Origin of the sequence: Marseilla massiliensis (genome assembly GCF_023336985.1) — a bacterium.
Taxonomy (GTDB): domain Bacteria; phylum Bacteroidota; class Bacteroidia; order Bacteroidales; family Bacteroidaceae; genus Prevotella; species Prevotella intestinigallinarum.
In genome coordinates, this window is record NZ_JAMBLP010000006.1 from 33,526 (window position 1) to 51,316 (window position 17,791).

At 59.4% G+C, this 17,791-nt stretch carries 10 protein-coding genes; 6 read left to right on the top strand and 4 right to left on the bottom strand.

The genetic code is table 11. From position 1 onward, the window contains the following. Positions 1–30: 30 nt before the first annotated feature. The 4 genes from M3089_RS06280 to M3089_RS06295 form a co-directional block, all read right to left on the bottom strand. Positions 31–2,415, bottom strand: coding sequence for an alpha-galactosidase (locus M3089_RS06280; protein ID WP_249082565.1), 2,385 nt, complete (start codon positions 2,413–2,415; stop codon positions 31–33). Positions 2,416–2,622: 207 nt separating this feature from the next. After that, positions 2,623–4,200 carry a RagB/SusD family nutrient uptake outer membrane protein gene (locus tag M3089_RS06285; protein WP_249082567.1) on the bottom strand — a complete coding sequence of 526 codons (1,578 nt, stop codon included), beginning with the start codon at positions 4,198–4,200 and terminating at the stop codon, positions 2,623–2,625. 28 nt (positions 4,201–4,228) lie between these two features. After that, entirely contained in the window at positions 4,229–7,324 is a 3,096-nt protein-coding gene (locus tag M3089_RS06290) for a SusC/RagA family TonB-linked outer membrane protein (protein ID WP_249082568.1), read from the bottom strand. Positions 7,325–8,100: 776 nt separating this feature from the next. Further along, on the bottom strand, positions 8,101–9,798 hold the full coding sequence (locus tag M3089_RS06295) for an alpha-1,3-galactosidase-related protein (protein ID WP_249082570.1): 1,698 nt from the start codon (positions 9,796–9,798) through the stop codon (positions 8,101–8,103). A gap of 624 nt (positions 9,799–10,422) precedes the next feature. Between M3089_RS06295 and M3089_RS06300 the strand changes: the two genes are divergently transcribed. The 6 genes from M3089_RS06300 to M3089_RS06325 all read left to right on the top strand — a co-directional run bounded on the left by M3089_RS06300 (position 10,423) and on the right by M3089_RS06325 (position 17,612). Continuing rightward, the gene (locus M3089_RS06300) at positions 10,423–12,063 is read left to right on the top strand and encodes a family 43 glycosylhydrolase (RefSeq protein ID WP_249082572.1); all 1,641 of its coding nucleotides are present in this window, start codon (positions 10,423–10,425) and stop codon (positions 12,061–12,063) included. 187 nt (positions 12,064–12,250) lie between these two features. After that, positions 12,251–13,126 (top strand): YicC/YloC family endoribonuclease, encoded by an 876-nt coding sequence (locus M3089_RS06305; protein WP_205108062.1) that lies wholly within the window; start codon positions 12,251–12,253, stop codon positions 13,124–13,126. Between the two features lie 92 nt (positions 13,127–13,218). Beyond that, positions 13,219–13,791 carry a guanylate kinase gene (gene gmk, locus M3089_RS06310; protein WP_205108064.1) on the top strand — a complete coding sequence of 191 codons (573 nt, stop codon included), beginning with the start codon at positions 13,219–13,221 and terminating at the stop codon, positions 13,789–13,791. A gap of 33 nt (positions 13,792–13,824) precedes the next feature. After that, positions 13,825–14,469, top strand: coding sequence for a nicotinate (nicotinamide) nucleotide adenylyltransferase (nadD, locus tag M3089_RS06315; protein ID WP_249082574.1), 645 nt, complete (start codon positions 13,825–13,827; stop codon positions 14,467–14,469). Between the two features lie 250 nt (positions 14,470–14,719). Then, positions 14,720–16,585 carry a phosphoethanolamine transferase gene (locus M3089_RS06320; RefSeq protein WP_249082577.1) on the top strand — a complete coding sequence of 622 codons (1,866 nt, stop codon included), beginning with the start codon at positions 14,720–14,722 and terminating at the stop codon, positions 16,583–16,585. After that, entirely contained in the window at positions 16,542–17,612 is a 1,071-nt protein-coding gene (locus M3089_RS06325; protein WP_317236397.1) for an acyltransferase family protein, read from the top strand. Before M3089_RS06320 ends, M3089_RS06325 begins: the two co-directional genes overlap by 44 nt. Positions 17,613–17,791: the final 179 nt, after the last annotated feature.

The window sequence follows — 17,791 nt, forward strand, 5'->3', positions numbered from 1 at the left end:
AACAGTTTCACATTGCTGTTTTTCGGGGCTTTACATCCCGACATAAAACTTACTTGCCACAGCGCCGCCTGAAGCCAGGCACACCTTGGCCACATACACGCCGCGGCCGAGCGATTGCGCCAGGACAACGCGGCCGACCCCTTGCCCAAACCGTCCCTCGCCACGCAATGCGCCTTCTGCATCATAGACTGACACCGAGGCCACAGCCCCGGGAGCCTCGACAAGGAGGCTCCCGCTGCTGTAGCTTACATTCACGTTATCAACAGTGGTGCCTGCGCCCCGCTGCATTGCAGAATAGTCTTTGCTCTTTTCCAACTTATACACACATACGTCTGCTGCCGGAACACTTACCATGAAACCGTCGGCAGACATGTCTACGGCACTGCCCGTCCACAACTCACGTATGCACTTGACGTCTTTCGCCGACAGACCGAGTCGGTCGAAGCGGGCCCGCTTGCCAAAGCCGGCCTCCCGGTCGTAGTTGAACACCACATAATATAATGCGTCTTCGGTGTCGAGCGCAAACTCACGGTCGACGCTGTAGTTGTATTTGCCGTACCGGGTGAACCGGGCCTCGGTCATGCCGCCTTCAATCGGGCGGAACGAACGGCCCAGGCGGGCCACAGCATTGATGTCGGCGTTGGTAGCTATGCGCATGGCAAGGTCGCGCTCGGCCTGCTTGCCAATGTAAGAACCGGCAAGACTGTAGTTGTCGCCAAGCAGCACGGTGCCCGTGATAGCCCCGCATGTGTACCTTATGCGGGCCTCGCCGTCGGTTGCGGCGCGTGACAGCACCAGGTGGTCGGGGTCGTTGTATTGATAGACACGGTCGAGCCACCATCCCAGCTCAATGCTGTTGAGACTGTACATGCTGTTGTCAAGCTCTCCCCAACTGTCGCACGAGATGCGCCGCGCGTGGCCTTTGGCTGGAAAGACCGGCGCTATCGACAGGTCGATGAACATCCCGTCGGCCATCTGTATTATCCTGTCCATGCCATAGGTATAGGCCTGCATGCCTGTGGTCACGGCCTTGTCATAATAGCTGTCGGCCTCGAGTGTGCCATTGTTTATGAAGTCGAGCTTGATGTATTTGAACCCGTGCTTCTTGAACTTCGCAAACCGTTGCCTGTTGTACTCGATGGTTCCGGGATGCGTGGGGTCGAGGGCTATCGACGCGATGCGGCGCAGTTGCCCGTTGGCCCTCAGCGAAATGTCGGCCCATGTCCACGGGCTTCCGTCGTAAGGACGGTAAGCCTCCGCATCGGCCTCGCTGCCCCAGTATGAGAATGGTGTGTGGTAAATGCCCGGGATTTGCCCGTTTGCCCTGCAGTGCTCAACAAAACGGTCGAGCTGCTCGTCGGTGAAATTATCCCAGAACGAGTCAAGCACCATATAGCAAACGCCGTTCTCATTGCAGAACCCAGCAGGCTCGAGTTGCCCGCTGAAGAAGTCTGACACATTCACCGCGCCCTCATAATTGACATGCTCGGCCATTCCGCCCCAACTCTGCCACGCAAAGACGGTGCCTCCCGACCACGGTAGCTTGGGGCAGAGCCTTTCGGTTGCCTCGCCCAAAGCCTCAAGACCGTTGCGCCAGTCGTCGTAGAATCCAAGGAAGAACCGGGGCGAGCGCACCCTCTTCCCTGTTATGCAGCCATGCCTTGCGAGCGAGGAGCGTCCCTCCCAGACGTCGTTTGTGCGCACGCCCACCACTCCGGCGGCCACCGTAAGGTTGCGCAGGCGGTTACGCCCGGCGGGAGTTGCGGTGATGCCGCTTTTCCAGTTGTCGTGCTCGATGGAGCCTACCACCAGTCCGCGGCGGCTCGCCACGTCATAGAAAGCCGACACCTCGCACGATGTGTTCTGCACCCCCATGCTCCAAGGCTGTGCCGAATAGCCCACCCAGTTGTCATTGTCGTGCGGCATGTCGTACACAACGTTCTGCCCATCGGCGGGCAGGAAGGCTACGGAGGTGGTGGTAACGATGGGTGCTATGTAGTTTGTGGTGGCCGAATTGCCGGCCGCCACCAGTACAGCCTCAACGAGCACATAATCCAGCCCGGGGTAAACATAGACCGAATGCTCTATGTTGTCTTTGCCCGCAAGCCCAGAGTAAGTATATGTATACTTAGCTCCGGCACCAAATTCGTCGGCCACCTGTGTCTTCGACAGGGCCACCTTGGGGTAGTCTTTCGACAGCAGCACGTTGCCCGAGGCATCGTGCACCTCGACATAGGCGCCCCTGACGAGTTGCTGTCCGGCCCGGACATAAGTCACGGTATGCGCCGCCTCGTCAAAAACCACCTGCCAGTCGCCGGCGGCAATGTCGTGCCCGGCGGAAGCCCCGTGCGGCATCAGCAGCGCCAAAGCCGCCGAGGCTATCACTTTCTTGTATGCAATAAAACCCTTCTTCATTTGATATATTATATAATGATGTAAAAACGAACCCGCAGCGATGCAGACGAGTGAGATCGCCATGGCGCCAACACCATGGCGGCGACCATGGCTGAGCCCATTGATACGGCTGCCGCCAAACGACATCGCCCACCGCCACGGGCCGGCCCAGCAGCCATGGCCTGCGTGCCCCAAGCCCTACGGGGCATCGCAGGCGGCTGCCGAAGCCTACCGATAACCTTCGTTCTGGTCGCCGACCGACATGTCGTCGTTCTGGTTTATTTCCGTCAGAGGTATGGGCCACAGAACGTTATAGGCCCTTATCGTGCCCGAGCGCTTGGCCCACTTGTTGCGGGCTGAGACGTAATCGAGGAAACGGCCCGTGCGTATCAGGTCGAACTTGCGCCACCGCTCGCCGAAAAGCTCACGCACACGCTCGGTGAGCACCTGCGTGCGGAACTCGTCTTTCGACATCGACTCGCTCCATGCCTTGTCGGCGGGCAGGCTGCCTTCCCAAGCCCTGCGCCTTACGTCGTTGACCTGCCTGACAGCCCCGGGGGTGTCGCCTGTCTCATTGAGGCACTCGGCGTACAGCAGCTTGGCGTTGGCCAGACGCAAAAACGGCATGTTCTTGCCCGAATACCACATGTTGTTGAGCCCCAGCCCGGAATGCGTGTCGGTGCGGAAGTCTTCGTATTTCTTTATGTGTGGCAGCAATTCGTCGTGGTCGTCGCCCAGCTCTTCCCACGTTATGTTGTCGAGAGTGGGCGTCACGCCGTAATAAGTGAAGTCATACCTGATGGACTCATCGCGGCGAATGTCGCCGTCTTCCCATATACCTCCGTCGGCAATGTCGCTGTAAGCCCACTGAGTTGGCACGGCGTGGTCGTAGCCGCTCATGTAGCATCCGTCGCCGAAATACGACTGCACGGCCCTCGACCCTATCTGGAACTGCACCATGTTGTTGTCGGGCCACACGCAGCTGAACTGCCACTCCATTATCGACTCAGCCGTGTTCGACTTGCTGTAGTCCCAAAGGTCGTAATAATCCACGAGCCTGAACGGCCCGTCTACCACCGTCTTGAGCGCTGCGGCTGCCTTGCCGAAATCGCGCAGGCCCGTCTCCTCGGGTGCCGACATGTAGGCATAGCCCAGCAACATCTGCGCGGCATAAGAGGTGGCCCTGCCGGGCACGTTTTGAGTAGGGCAGTAAATGGCGGCCTCCTTGAGGTCGTTGATGATGAATGCCCACACGTCTGCCAGCGGTTGCCGGCCGTAGCCCAGCTGGTCCTGGCGCCCTATGTCGATGATGGGAATGCGCCCGTAGAGCATGGCAAGCTCCATCATGAGCCCGCCCCTGATGAAGCAGGCCTCGCCATACAGGCTTGCCTTCTTGGTGCCGGGCGCGAGGTTGCCCCCGCCTATGGCGTTGATTATCTTTGCCGCCTCGCCCACGGTGGGCCAGCGCTTTTCCCACTGCTCTACCACAAACGAGAGCTCAGATGTCAGAAGGGCGTCGTACTTGTCGAGTGAACCCCGCCTTCCGCCGTCTTCCTTGAGTGCCTGGAGAGCCCCCGACTGTATTTCGTCGGTGCCGACCATCTGTTCCCACAGGTAGCGGTCGGTGAAAAGCGACCTCCAGTTTTTGTAGAGAGTCTGCATGTTCGACTCGATGTATGTCGTGTCCGAGTATATCTTGTCCTCGGGCAGGGCTGTCTTGGGAGCCTCGTCGAGGAAGTCGCTGCACGACGGCATGGCCATTGCCGCCAAGGCAACCATGCCTATTGCTATGATGTTTTTCTTCATTGCTGCTTTAAAATTTGTTGTTTTGAAATCAAAAACCTATGTTAAGCCCTAGTGTATACGAGCGTGAGGGTGGATAGTTGTAGTCGCCCAGCTCGGGGTCGAATCCCTTGTAGCCCGTTATGGTAAACAGGTTGCTCGCCGTGAGATATACCCTCATCGACTTTGCGTGCAGGCTCGAGAGCCACTCTTGGGGCAGGTTGTAGGCCAGCGTCATCGTGGCCAGCCTCAGGTACGACGAGCTCTGAATGTATCGGTCGGTCTCCCACGCCCCAAACCTGTTGTATCCTTCGGTGTTGGCCATAACCCTGGGGAAGTAGGCCCCTGTGTTCTTCTCTGTCCAGTGGTCGGTCAGGTCGGCCGAGGCATAGCTCAATCCCACCGAGCTGACCAGGCTTTCGTAATAGTTGCTTATGCGGTGGCCTCCGAGCGAATAGTTGAACACGGCGTTGAATGTGAGTCCCTTCCACGTAATGTCGGTCGAGAAACCTCCGTAGACCTTCGGGTCGGTGTTGCCATACACATAGCGGTCGTGGCTGTCGATAACCCCGTCGGGAGTTCCGTCGGGCCCCGAGATGTCGAGTACGAACAGGTCGCCCGGGCCAACTGTGCGCCCGTTGAAGTCGATGTTCTCCCACAGTTCGCGGTTGCTCTCATTGGCTATGCCCCCGCTCTTGTAGGTATAGATGTTGCTCAGCGACTCGCCAATGAATATGTTGCCCAGCCTGTCGGTGCCGTTTAGAATCTCGCTGACACCGCCATACAGCCTTGTCACCTTGTTGCGGTCGTGCGACAGGTTGGCATTGACGTTCCACTCGAAGTCCTTGGTGCGCACGGGCGTTGCGCTGACGGTCAGCTCCACCCCGTTGTTCTCAAGCTCGCCGATGTTCTCCACGGTGTAAGTGTAGCCCGACGTCTTCGATAGCGAATGGCTCATCAGCAGGTTTGAGTTGCGTATGAAGAAGGCGTCGAGCGTCACGTTGAGCCTGCCATCGAAGAAGCCCAGGTCGAGCCCGATGTTGGTCTGCTTCTGTTTTTCCCACGTCAGGCCCGGCGTGCCCCTGCGCCCGTCGGTTCCGTAGAATGCCTTGCCGTTGGATGCCTGGGGCGTATAGAGCGTCACATACATGTAGTTGCTTATGTCCTGGTTGCCCACCACGCCGTAGCCTCCGCGCAGCTTGAGCTTTGTGACATATTTCTGCTCGGGGAAGAAGCTCTCGTTGGTCACGTCCCATGCCAGCGAGAACGACGGCATGAAGCCCCAGCGCTTGCCCTCGGCGAATTTCGACGAGCCGTCGTAGCGGCCTGTCAGCGTAAGGTAATAGCGGTAATTCCAGTTATAGTTGACGCGGCCTACGTAGGAAAGCAGCGACGAGTTCTGCAGGTCCGACCATATCTCGCGGTTCTCCAGGTCGGCAGCGCTGCCCAGCACGTTCCATCCCAGGTCGTTGCTGGCAAAGCGCTTGCCGCCGGCCTTGACCACATTGTAGACATAGCGCGAGGCCGACGTGCCCACGAAGGCGTTGATGTTGTGCGCGTCGCCCACCTTGGTGTCGTAGCTCACGGTGTTGTCCCACTGCCACTGCGTAGAGCCGAAGCGTTGCTGCGTGGCATAGGCGTCGCCGCTCTTGTGGCGTATGGCCTCCTGTATGCCCGACGGCACAAACTGGTTCCAGCTCTGCTCCGAGCGGTCGACGGCAAACGTCGACCGTATGTTCAGCCCCTTGATGGGGTTGATGTTCACATAGTTGGCCGACGTGAAGTGGTAGCGGGCGCGCTCCGTTTTCACCTCCATCGAATTGAACGGGTTGAAATAGTTGTTGTTTTCCTCAGAGCGCACGCGCCAGTAGAGCGTGAGATAGCGCTCCTCGTGGCGTGTGGCATCGTCGCGGTAGGGGGCGTAGTCTACCAGTGGGTTCGACCTGTCGAGGGCTTTGTTGTAGACATCGCCCGACGGCATGGCGTCGTGAATGTATGTGTATGCGGTGTTGGTGCCCACTTTAAGCCACGGCTTTATGTCGGCCTCGGCGTTGACGCGGCCGTAATACTTGTCTTGCTCTGTGCCCTTCACAATGCCGTCGAGCCCGCTGTAGCCCAGGCTCAGGTAAAGGCTGCTGTTGTCGCCACCCTTCGAGAAGCTCACGCTGTGGCTGTGCTCCACGCCGGTCTTGGTCACCTGCTTGAGCCAGTCGTAGGTGTTGCCGCTGCGGTAGCCGGCAAACTCCTCGTCGGAGAACACCGTGTTGGAGCCCATTATCACGTCGTTCCAGTAAGCCTGGCGCTCGGCCTCGGTGGCCTTCGGGTTGTTGTAGGCAAAGCCGTTGGCAAAAGCCTCGGCCCGCAAGTCAAACGTCTGCTGCGCATCCATGGTCTTCGGGCGGTGCCCCATCTTCGAAAAGCTCACCCATCCGTCGTAGTTCACCTGCCCTTCGCCCTTGCGTCCCTTCTTGGTGGTGATGACCACAACGCCGTTGGCGCCCCTCGAGCCATACAGGGCCGTGGCCGATGCGTCTTTGAGCACCTCTATTGAAGCCACGTCGTTGACGTTGATTGAGTTGTAGAACCCAAACGAGTTGTCCATCACCAAGCCGTCGACGACGTATATCGGCGACGAGCCGGAGTTGATGGTGTTGGTGCCTCGTATCTTTATCTGCGAGTCGTCGCCCGGCGTGACGCCCTTGGTTATGTTGACGCCGGCAACGCGCCCCTGCAGCGCCTCGTTGACGCTGGTGACGGGTTTCTGCGTGAGCACGTCGGCATCTACGTGCGACACGGCGCCCGTGAGGTCGCTCTTCTTCATGAGCACGCCCACCACCACAACGCCGTCGAGCTTGTTTGCGTTGTCTGCCAGCACAATCCTGACGCGGCCCGAGGCCGGCACCACCACCTCGCGCGTCTGGAAGCCGAGGTATGACACCACCAGCGTCTGACCGGGAGACACGCTCAGCGTGAAGTTTCCATTCAAATCGGTGGGAGCCCCGGCCTGGCTGCCCTTCACCTTTACCGACGCCCCGGCCAACGGCTCGGAGTTTTCGTCAACCACTTGTCCTGTCACCGTCGATTGTGCAGACGCTTGCTGCACACCCGAGAGCGCCATGAACAACAATGCAAAAAGTTTAATTCTCATGCTAAAATCAATGTTTGTAAGTTTTTAATTATTGGTTCTCATTTGCTTTCTATGCCCGCCAACAGGCCTGCGGCAGCTTGCACAGCAGCCACGACGGCCCATGGGGCATGCCATGATGCGTAGCGCATCTACATCAGACTGATTTTATGATTTAGGCTAAATCTTTATAGTTGGATGCCTTAATGGGGCGGGGCGCGCTCGGCAGCGGGCTGACAGCAACCGCGCCGTGCCGCCGACCCATGCCGGCGGGCGGCGGGCAAACGGGCTTGCCCTGTGCCCCTGTGCGGCTATCCGTGTGCAAAAATAAGCCAAACAAGCCGGGCACGATGATACAAAAACGCCAAAAACTATAATTATTGAGGCTAAAGAGGCACCGAATGAGGCAAAAGCCATAAATGATGCATTTCTTGATGATTATCTGCCCATGGCCCGGCGGCGCCACAGCACGGCCACGGCCGCCACGCACCAAATGACGTTGCCGGCCTCATACCGACGGGGACGGGGCGGCTGGAATGCAAAGACTTATGCCGGCTTGGGCGGGGCGCCATAACCTCCTGGCAGCGAGGATGTTGCAAAAGGGGCCGTATTGAGCTCCGAAACGGGCCGCAATAGACTACGGAAAAGGCCGTTTTGCATTGCAAAACGGCCTTTTCCGGCAAGCCGGGCGGCGCGGGCCAACACATCATATAACGATTTTTCTGCCACGTCATGCCCCCTGGGCCATTGCCACGGCAATTAGGTTACCGCCCAGGCTTGCTACCGCCACAGCCCGATGCTCAGCGGCCTATGTCGACATTGGTGCAGCGGTCGGTGGCCACGAGCGAGTCGAGGCTCTGACTGCAGGGCCCGTATATGCTGTTGCCACGGAAGCTCAGGCCGTCGGTAGCCCTGGCGCCTACGGCCAGTCCGCCAGCCATGACAAAGGTGTTGCCCTCGATGCGTATATTGCGGTGGACGGGACCGGCATGGCGGTCAACCTCGGGCGCTACCGAAATGACCGGCGAGCCACACTCTACAAACACGTTGCCCGTCACCGTCACGTCGGCCACAGGCCCCGACTCATACCACCCCCGGGCGTCGTCGGCCATGAGCACCGCGCTCATGGGCAGGCGATAAAACAGGTTGTCGGCAATTACCACCTTGCGGCGCGTGGTCACCAGTATGCCCCGCGTGGGGGTCCGGGCAAAATAATTGCCGCGAATCTCAACCTCGGGCGTCCACGTAACGTTTTCCACCGCCACACCGTCGGCCGACAAGACCTGTTCGGAGACAGGACGGTCGAGCGACAGCACCACCTCGTAGTCGCCGGCACGCTGCGCTCCCACCACCCGTGCACGCTGCAGGGGCAGCAGCGAGTGGACATCGACAAAGTCTATCTCGTCGCCCTCGGCAAACGCGTCGAAACCATACGACTGGCCGTGCATGAACCGCAGGCGCACGCGCCCGCCGCCCATGAAGCCTACTACCTTGAGGTGGGTGCCGTGGATATTGATGGGGTCGTCTTGCGCCCCAACAAACCGGGAGTCGGTTATCGTCACCTTGCCGCGGCAACCCGACATCTGGACAAAGTCGGCAAAGCCGGCGCAGGTGCGGCCCGAACCGCGCCCGGGCTCACAGTTCAGCCGCCTGTAGGTGAGGTTTTCTGAATACTGCCCCACTATGCCGAAGTTGCCCAAGAAGTGCAGCTGCAGGTTGTCGAGCACCACGTTGCGGCTACGGCGTATCAGTCCGCACACCTCGTTGCGTATGGCATGGCGCATCTGGAACACATGGCCGGCCCTTGCCCACACGCTGTCGCGGTAGCTGAGCCTTACAACCCCGCCCGCCAGCTGCCTCGCGCCGACAAGCCCCTCGAGCGGCGACGGGCATCGCTCGGTGACGTTCCGCCGGGGATAATACACCTGGGCTACGCCGCCGTCGAACCGCCAGCCCTCGCCGACCCACGCCAGCCGCCCGCCCGAAAGATTGAAGCGGGAGTCGGCCGCCGGGCGGACGTCCATCCACCGGGGGCCCGCAGCCACCACGGTCATCTCGGCAACGGTGGGGTCGGCGGCCTTCAGCGAGAAGTTCTTAAGCACAATGCTGTCGCACTCGTCGACCACAATGAACGACATCTCGCCATGTGTCACGAAGCATGCGCCGCCCCCGTCGACAGTCACATTGCTTAGCCCGCGCAGCCAAAGGCCTATGTGCTTGGTGGCATCGGGGCATTCTTCGGCCGAAGCCGTGTTCGACACATGATACTCGTGCGCCGAGGCTGTGTTGCGGTAAAGGTGGTAGTTGCCGGCCTCAAGCCGTATTACCACCGGCGCCCCCTTGCATGCCGACGCCTTGGCTATGGCCCGGCGCAACACGGGGGTGGCATCGCCGGCGGGCACCGGCACAAAAATCTCGGCCGGCACTGCCGCCCATGAGGCTACCACGGTCCACTGGCAACAGCACGCAATGGCCAACGCTCTTGATCTGAATGTCATGGTTTGTATGTTCATATTCGAAAAAACTGTCTACTGCAACAGGCCCGGGCCGGCTGCTCACGGCAGTGGCTGCAAAGCCCGGCGGCCGCACGGCCCTCGCTTCACGTGAGGCCCTTGGCCATGGCGGGGGCGACACGGCGGGGCGGGGGCCATTACCGCACATTATTATATATATGGATATTCAGGTGCAAAGTTACCACAATCATGTGTTACCGTGCCCCGGATGCGTTTCCAAAAAATGTAACATTTATGCCGAAATGGCCCGTGAGGCAGCAGCAAATGCCACGGCAAGCCCAAGGCATGGACAAAAGTGGCGAGGCCAACGATAACTACTTGCCGCCATATAGTGCCGCCGACACACAGCAATACCGGCCGGACGGCACAAAAACAGTTAAAATAAATTAAGCCGGAGTCACACTTACGGTTTTTATGTGTCATATCAATAACTTTGCACAACAATATTGCGCACCCGTCAACATTGAGGCATGAGGGCGCCGGGCACGCATGCATTGCCTTACGGAAAGACCGGCACACAGGCGGCGGCAGAGCCACATGGCCACCGACGGGAGCCGGCACCACTCGGCGGAATGCAACAAACTATAAACTAAACAACAAGACGAATCGATGAGAAAGCACCTACTAAGCACATTGGCGCTGGCGGCAGCAATGGCCTGCACAACGGCTGCCGCAGCACAAGACGCCGCTGCCGACAGCGGCAGTTTCCAACGGATAGAAAACGACCGCTTCTGGACTGCGGCCGACAACGTGCCTATTTACAGCCAGGGCGGAGGCATCTTCCGCTTCAACGACCCAAAGACGGGACAGCAGCGATACTACTGGTACGGGGTGAGATACGAGGAGGCTGAACGCTACCGCAACGACCCCAGCGTCACGCAGACAGGCGTCACGTTCCAATCGGTGACCTGCTACAGCTCGACCGACCTTGTGAACTGGCGCTTTGAGGGCGATGTGCTCGACCGCGACGAACTGCGCGAGAACGTAGGCAACCGCTCGACATGGGTTGGCCGCATGGGAGTGGCCTACCTGAAAGACATCGGCAAGTATGCCATGTTCATACAGCACGCCGCCATGTCGTCGGAGAGCGCCGTGCTGATAGCCCTGTCCGACACTCCCACGGGGCGGTTCAAGTGGCACCGGTGGATAAGCATGTACGACATGATAGGCACTCACAACACGGGCGACCAGACGGTTTTCACCGACGAAGACACTGGCAAGTCGTACCTTATATATTCTTACGGGCGCGGGCGAAGCCGCATCTACGTGTCTGAGATAGGCGTGCGCGGCGGTATGGTTGGCCTGCTCGACTGCCACCAGGTGTACCGGGGGGCAGGGCGCGAGGGCAACTGCATGTTCAAGTTCAGGGGCAAGTATTACATGTGCGCGTCCGACCTGTACGGCTGGGACTCGTCGCACGCCTATTATCTCGTTGCCGACGACATCTACGGCCCGTACGTACCGAAAGACAGCATGGAGGTGATGGACGGCTGCATGACCGACTATGCCCACGTGACACAGACGGGATTCTTCGTCACCGTGCGCGGAACGAAGCAGGAAACGGTGGTGTACTGCGGCGACAGGTGGGCCGACTTTGCCGGCAACGGGCTCGGCTACAACCAGTGGTGCCCGCTGTCGTTCAACGGCGACAGGCCGTTCTTCAACTCGCTGAGCGCATGGGAACTCAACGCTACGACGGGCGAATGGCGGGTGGCCAAGGGCAACAACTATGTGCTCAACGGCAGCTTCGAGGCCGACAGACGGTCGATACCCAACCCCGTGAAGCCGAGGCAGGAGTTCCTGAGAGGATGGAAGACGGAGTTCATCAAGGGCAACAAGGTGACCATCGGCAACCCCGACTCGCTGACACTCAACTATTTCAACACGCGCGACGACCGTCTACACGTTGTCGGCGAGAAGAGTCTCAACATCACAGACGTGGTAGACTTCGAGCGAAGGGTGAGCCAACAGATCACTGCCATGCCCTATGTCGACCTGCCCGACGGCACCTACTCGCTCACGGCAAAGGTGTGCTACGGCGGCGACTTCGACCGCCTGGTGATGTACGCCGAGAGCGGTGCCGGCCGCGAAGCACGCAACCTGAACCGCGGCAAGCAGGGCAGATGGCAGCAGATGAGGATAAAGGAAGTGAAGGTTAGCGGCGGACGGGTGGCCGTGGGCTTCCATGCCAAAGGCAAGGCCGGCGCATACTGCCGCATCGACGACGTGGCGCTGACAAGGATAAAGTGAGCGCAGGCATGGCGTGAAACGCAAGGCAAAAACGCCGGGAGCACCGCAACAATGGCTGCTCCCGGCGTTAGCCTGCCAAAAAACATCCATTTTGGCTTGCACAACGCAGAAAAAACATTATCTTTGCAACCGCCGGAAAAAGGACGGCAAGCACTCAACAACTTAGCAAACATAATCGCACATAAATATGATACAATCAATGACAGGCTATGGCAAGGCTGTCGTAACCTACGGAGAAAAGAAAATAAACGTCGAGATAAAGTCGCTAAACAGCAAGGCTCTCGACCTGTCAACACGCATAGCACCGCTATATCGCGAGAAGGAAATGGAGATGCGGCAGCTCGTTGCCAAGACCTTGGAACGCGGAAAGGTTGACTTCAGCATATGGATCGAAAAGGAAGCCGGCGCCGACGCCACCCCTGTCAACTGCGCAATCGTTGAAAACTATTACCGACAGATAAAAGACCTGGCAGCAAAGACGGGCATACCAGAGCCACAAGACTGGTTTGCCACGCTGCTGCGCATGCCCGACGTGCTCACGAAGACAGAGCAGGAAACGCTCAGCGAAGACGAATGGCAAGCCGTGCGCGTGGCCATCGACGACGCCTTGTGCCGCCTGACGGAGTTCCGCCAGCAGGAGGGCGTGGCGCTGCAACGCAAGTTTACGGAGAAGATTGACAACATATCGGCCTTGCTGGCGGAGATTGAGACATACGAGAAGCAGCGGGTAGAGAAGATAAGGTCGCGCATAGTGGAAGGCCTGAAGTCGATACCCGAGGTGGACTACGACAAGAACAGGCTTGAGCAAGAGCTCATCTACTACATCGAGAAGCTCGACATCAGTGAGGAGAAACAGCGTCTGGCCAACCACCTGAAGTACTTCCGCGAGACCATGGAAGACGGTCACGGGCAGGGAAAGAAGCTCGGCTTCATCGCACAAGAGATGGGGCGCGAGATAAACACAACGGGGTCGAAGAGCAACAACGCCGAGATGCAGAACCTGGTGGTAAAGATGAAGGACGAGCTGGAGCAGATAAAGGAGCAAGTGCTCAACGTGCTCTGACCGCCGACGCGCCCCGCCAAGGCAACCGTTAAACGGCAGCCGTGGTGCAGCCACATCCCAAACGCAATAAACAATCAACCAAACCAATGACAATGAAAGGCAAACTCATCATATTCTCAGCGCCAAGCGGAACAGGCAAGAGCACCATAATAAACTGGCTCATGGCCCACAAGGAGCTCCGCCTGGCCTTTTCCATATCGTGCACAAGCCGCCCGCCACGTGGCAACGAGCGCAACGGCGTGGAGTATTTCTTCCTCTCTCCCGACGAGTTCAGGCAGCGGATAGCCGCCGACGAATTCCTTGAATACGAAGAAGTCTACCAAGACCGCTTCTACGGAACGCTCAAGTCGCAGGTAGACAGCCAGCTCGCCGGCGGCGACAACGTTGTGTTCGACGTCGACGTGAAAGGCGGCTGCAACATCAAACGGCACTATGGCGACGAAGCGATGAGCATATTCATACAGCCGCCGTCGGTCGACGAGCTGCGCCGACGGCTGGAAAGCCGCGGCACCGACGCCCCCGAGGTAATATCGCAAAGGCTGGCCCGCGCCGAGTTTGAGCTGGGCTTTGCCAAAGAGTTTGACCGCGTGGTGGTCAACGACGACCTTGGCAAGGCCGAAAAAGAAGTGCTCGAGATTGTCAGCGCCTTCGTAAGCAAAGGCTGAAGCAGCCAACACCAGCAAGCCCCCACAGCACCAATGAACCAGGAAACCATCACGACAGCACGGCAGATAGGCTTCTTCGGAGGTTCGTTCAACCCCATACACAACGGCCACATTGCCCTGGCCCGCAGCCTGCTCGAGGCCGCCGGGCTCGACGAGGTGTGGTTTGTGGTGTCGCCGCAAAACCCTTTCAAGCAGAACTCCGACCTGCTTGACGATGCCGCAAGGATGGCAATGGTGACCGCGGCGCTCGAAGGCGAGCCACGGCTGAAGCCTTGCGGCGTTGAGCTTACCATGCCACGGCCGTCGTACACATGGCACACGCTGTGCCGATTGCGCAGCGAGCATCCCGGCTTGCAGTTCACGCTGCTCATCGGCGGCGACAATTGGGAGCGCTTCGACCGCTGGTACCACAGCGCCGACATACTGGCCACATGCCGCATAGTGGTCTATCCACGGCGCGCGCAGGGCTGCGGCGGCCCCATCGACGCGGGCTCGCTGCCCGGCGGGGTGACAATGGCCGACACACCGCTGATAGACATCAGCAGCACAGAAGTGAGGCGACGGGTGGCCGAGGGCTTGCCCATCGACACCCTGGTGCCGCCCGCCGTGGCCGCAATGATAAGCAAGCAGGGGTGGTATGCGGCCAACGCCAACGCCTGCCGGGGCAACCGCAGCTGAGCCGGGCAGCCAGCATGGCCGGCCCATCGGCCAGCAACAAGCCTTCCGCCTATGCCGCATGGCAGGCCGCCACCCGCCATGCACCACCCAGGCAAACGCATTTCTCCACCCAGACAAACATTTTTCGCCACCGTGGCGGCCGCCATGCGCCACCACAACCCCCAAAGAACAGCCTTTCAGCGAATAATCCGCCGCCAACCATTGGTATTCGGATTAAAAGATGTAATTTTGCACCAAACTTGCTAAACAGATGAAATACGTCAGTCTGATAGGCCGACTTCTCGGTTACTTCTTTTACCCTATAAAGAAGAGCCCGGCTTTCTTTGTGTTCATGTTCGTGCTGTGCTATGTATGCAACAGGCTCGGAACGCCCACTTTCTCGGAGCTTGGCATATTCGAACTGTTTGCCGACCTGTACATACTCTGCGTGGCCCTGTCGTTCATCCCGTGGAAAGTGAGACGATGGATCAAGGGCGCCGTATACGTGGTGATGTACACCACATCGATCGTCGACATGTATTGCACGGTAAAGTTTGGCTCAACCTTCACCCCCACCATGCTGCTGCTGATGGAAGAGACCACCGGAAGCGAGGCCTCGGAGTTCCTCAAGTCGTATGTCGACCTGAGCCTCCTGAAGACCGACCTCGGCTGGGTGATGCTGATATTGGCCGTGCATCTGCTCTACAACGTGTTCATGTCGATGGCCAGGCGCAGGCACATACGTCTCGACATCGACATGAAGCTCATCCACCGGCTGTCGGCCGTGGTGCTGCCCGCCATGGGACTGGCCACCATCTACATGCTCGAGCAAGGCATAGCCACGCGAGCCGACAACAAGAAAGCGTTCGTGAGGCTCATGACCTACGACAACATTGGCGACGTGGAGCACGAGCTCACGCGCGACGACAAGGCCGAACTGTACCTGCCCGTCTACCGCGTGGCGTTCAGCTTCTATGCCAACAGGCTGGCGGCAAGGCAGATAGACAAGCTCATCGAGGCCACCGGCAAGGCCCGGGTGGACAGTTGCAGGTTTACCAGCCGCAACATAGTGCTCATCATCGGCGAGAGTTACAACCGCCACCACTCACAGTTGTACGGCTACGGCAAGCCCACCACGCCGCGCCAGTTGCGCAGGGCGGAAGACGGGCAGCTGACTGTATTCAGCGACGTTGTGTCGCCATGGAACCTCACCAGCTTTGTCTTCAAGCACATATTCTCGCTCTACACCGTGGGCGACAGGGGCGAATGGTGCGACTACCCGCTCTTCCCCGAGCTTTTCCGCAAGGCCGGTTACCGCGTGACATTCATCACCAACCAGTTCCTGCCGCAGGCCGAAGAGGCGGTGTACGACTTCAGCGGCGGCTTCTTCCTAAACAACCCGACACTCGACAAGGCGCAGTTTGACGTGCGCAACACCTCCCTCCACACCTACGACGACGGCGTCTTGGCCGACTACGACCGCCTGCTGGCACAAGACAGCATCAGGTTTGACGGGCCCGACGACCACAACCTGATAATACTCCACCTGAAAGGGCAGCACGTGAGCTATTCGCAGCGCTACCCGGCCGACAGGAAACGGTTTGCGGGAGCCGACTACGACGAGCCTCGGCTCAGGCCCAACGACAAGCAGGTGATGGCCCACTACGACAACGCCACGCTCTACAACGACTCCATTGTCGACGAGATACTGAAGCGATTCGAGCGCGAAGACGCCATAGCGATATACATGCCCGACCACGGCGAGGAGTGCTTCGGGGGCGGAATGCGCGTCTACGGCCGGCTGCACTCGGCCGAGATAGACTACCGCCTGGCCCACGAGGAGTTTGAGATACCGTTCTGGATATGGTGCTCCAAGGGATATGCAAAAGCCCATCCGGGCATGATGGAGGCCATTGCCGGGGCAAAAGACAAGCCATACATGACCGACCGCGTGGCCCACATGCTGCTCTACCTGGCCGGGATAAGCTGCCCCGACTACCGCGGCGAATACAACCTGCTGGGCCCCGACTACGACCCCGACAGGCCGAGGAAGCTGAAAAACAGCGTAGACTACAACAAACTGAAAGCAGAGTATGAACACAATGACAAAAACGACGGCATGGCTCAACCGAGATGAATGCGCCGCCCTGCGCGGGCTGGCCATAATGGCCATAATGCTGCACAACTACTGCCACTGGCTCGGGTTTGCCGTCAAGGAAAACGAATACACCTTCAACGCCGCCAACACCGCACGCCTGTGGGATGCCATGGCCCACGCCGACGCCAACCTGCCCATCCACCTGCTGTCGTACTTCGGCCACTACGGCGTGCCGGTATTCCTGTTCCTGAGCGGCTTCGGGCTCGTGATGAAATATGAGCGGCGCCCGCAGGAGCTGCCCGCATGGCGGTTTGCGCGCTACCACTACATGAAGTTGCTGCGCATGATGGTGCCAGGCTTCGTGGCCTTCATCATCGTCGACGCCATCACCCCGGGCCCTTTCCGCTTCCAGGCCGAGAACGTCGTGGCCCAGATGCTCATGGCAATCAACCTCCTACCCGCCCCCGACAGGATAATATGGCCGGGCCCCTACTGGTTCTTCGGACTGATGATGCAGCTCTACATAGTCTACCGGCTGGCGCTCTACCGCCGCCACTGGGCGTGGGCAGCGGCGCTGGTGGCCCTGTGCTGGGCGGCCCAGGCCGCATGCAGCCCCATGGGCGAAACGCTCAACCGGCTGCGCTACAACTGCATCGGCGGCATGCTCGTGTTCTGCACGGGCCTGCTGGCTGCGCGCCACCTGCCCGCCGCACGCCTCAACGCCATGGGCCGCCCGTCGTGGGCAGCCGTGTCACTGGTGTCTGCGGCCCTGCTGCTGGCCTGCTGCACATCGTTCCAGGCGTGGCTGTGGGCCCCGCTGGCCGTGGTGGCAGCCTCGGTGGGGCTGGTCAAGGCGCTGCCCGCCGCGTGGCTCGGCCCGCTGTCGTGGCTCGGCGGCATATCGGCGGCCATGTTCGTGGCCCATCCGCTGCTGCGCAAGGTGTTCATACCCATATCCCGCCGAGGCGACATCTACGACGGACTGCTGCTGTATGTCATAGCCACGGTGGCCGTGTCGTGGATGTTCATGATAATAATCAACAGGATTCCAAAGCCAAAGGCATAGACAACTGTCGTAAAACAATTTCGCCGCCCCGCCCTGCCAGCGCAACACCCTGGCCTACAGCACGTTGCAAAACCATGCTTACAGGGTTGCAAAACGGGCCGTTCGGCAATGCCACAAGGGCCGTTCGGAGGCGCGAAACGGGCCATCCTGGCGGCCCGCCCCACGAGCCGACGGCCGCA

Excerpts from the sequence above, each read along its gene's own strand:
- M3089_RS06280 (WP_249082565.1), bottom strand. The coding sequence starts at position 2,415 with ATGAAGAAGGGTTTTATTGCATACAAGAAAGTGATAGCCTCGGCGGCT.
- M3089_RS06285 (WP_249082567.1), bottom strand. The coding sequence starts at position 4,200 with ATGAAGAAAAACATCATAGCAATAGGCATGGTTGCCTTGGCGGCAATG.
- M3089_RS06290 (WP_249082568.1), bottom strand. The coding sequence starts at position 7,324 with ATGAGAATTAAACTTTTTGCATTGTTGTTCATGGCGCTCTCGGGTGTG.
- M3089_RS06295 (WP_249082570.1), bottom strand. The coding sequence starts at position 9,798 with ATGACATTCAGATCAAGAGCGTTGGCCATTGCGTGCTGTTGCCAGTGG.
- M3089_RS06300 (WP_249082572.1), top strand. The coding sequence starts at position 10,423 with ATGAGAAAGCACCTACTAAGCACATTGGCGCTGGCGGCAGCAATGGCC.
- M3089_RS06305 (WP_205108062.1), top strand. The coding sequence starts at position 12,251 with ATGATACAATCAATGACAGGCTATGGCAAGGCTGTCGTAACCTACGGA.
- gmk (WP_205108064.1), top strand. The coding sequence starts at position 13,219 with ATGAAAGGCAAACTCATCATATTCTCAGCGCCAAGCGGAACAGGCAAG.
- nadD (WP_249082574.1), top strand. The coding sequence starts at position 13,825 with ATGAACCAGGAAACCATCACGACAGCACGGCAGATAGGCTTCTTCGGA.
- M3089_RS06320 (WP_249082577.1), top strand. The coding sequence starts at position 14,720 with ATGAAATACGTCAGTCTGATAGGCCGACTTCTCGGTTACTTCTTTTAC.
- M3089_RS06325 (WP_317236397.1), top strand. The coding sequence starts at position 16,542 with ATGAACACAATGACAAAAACGACGGCATGGCTCAACCGAGATGAATGC.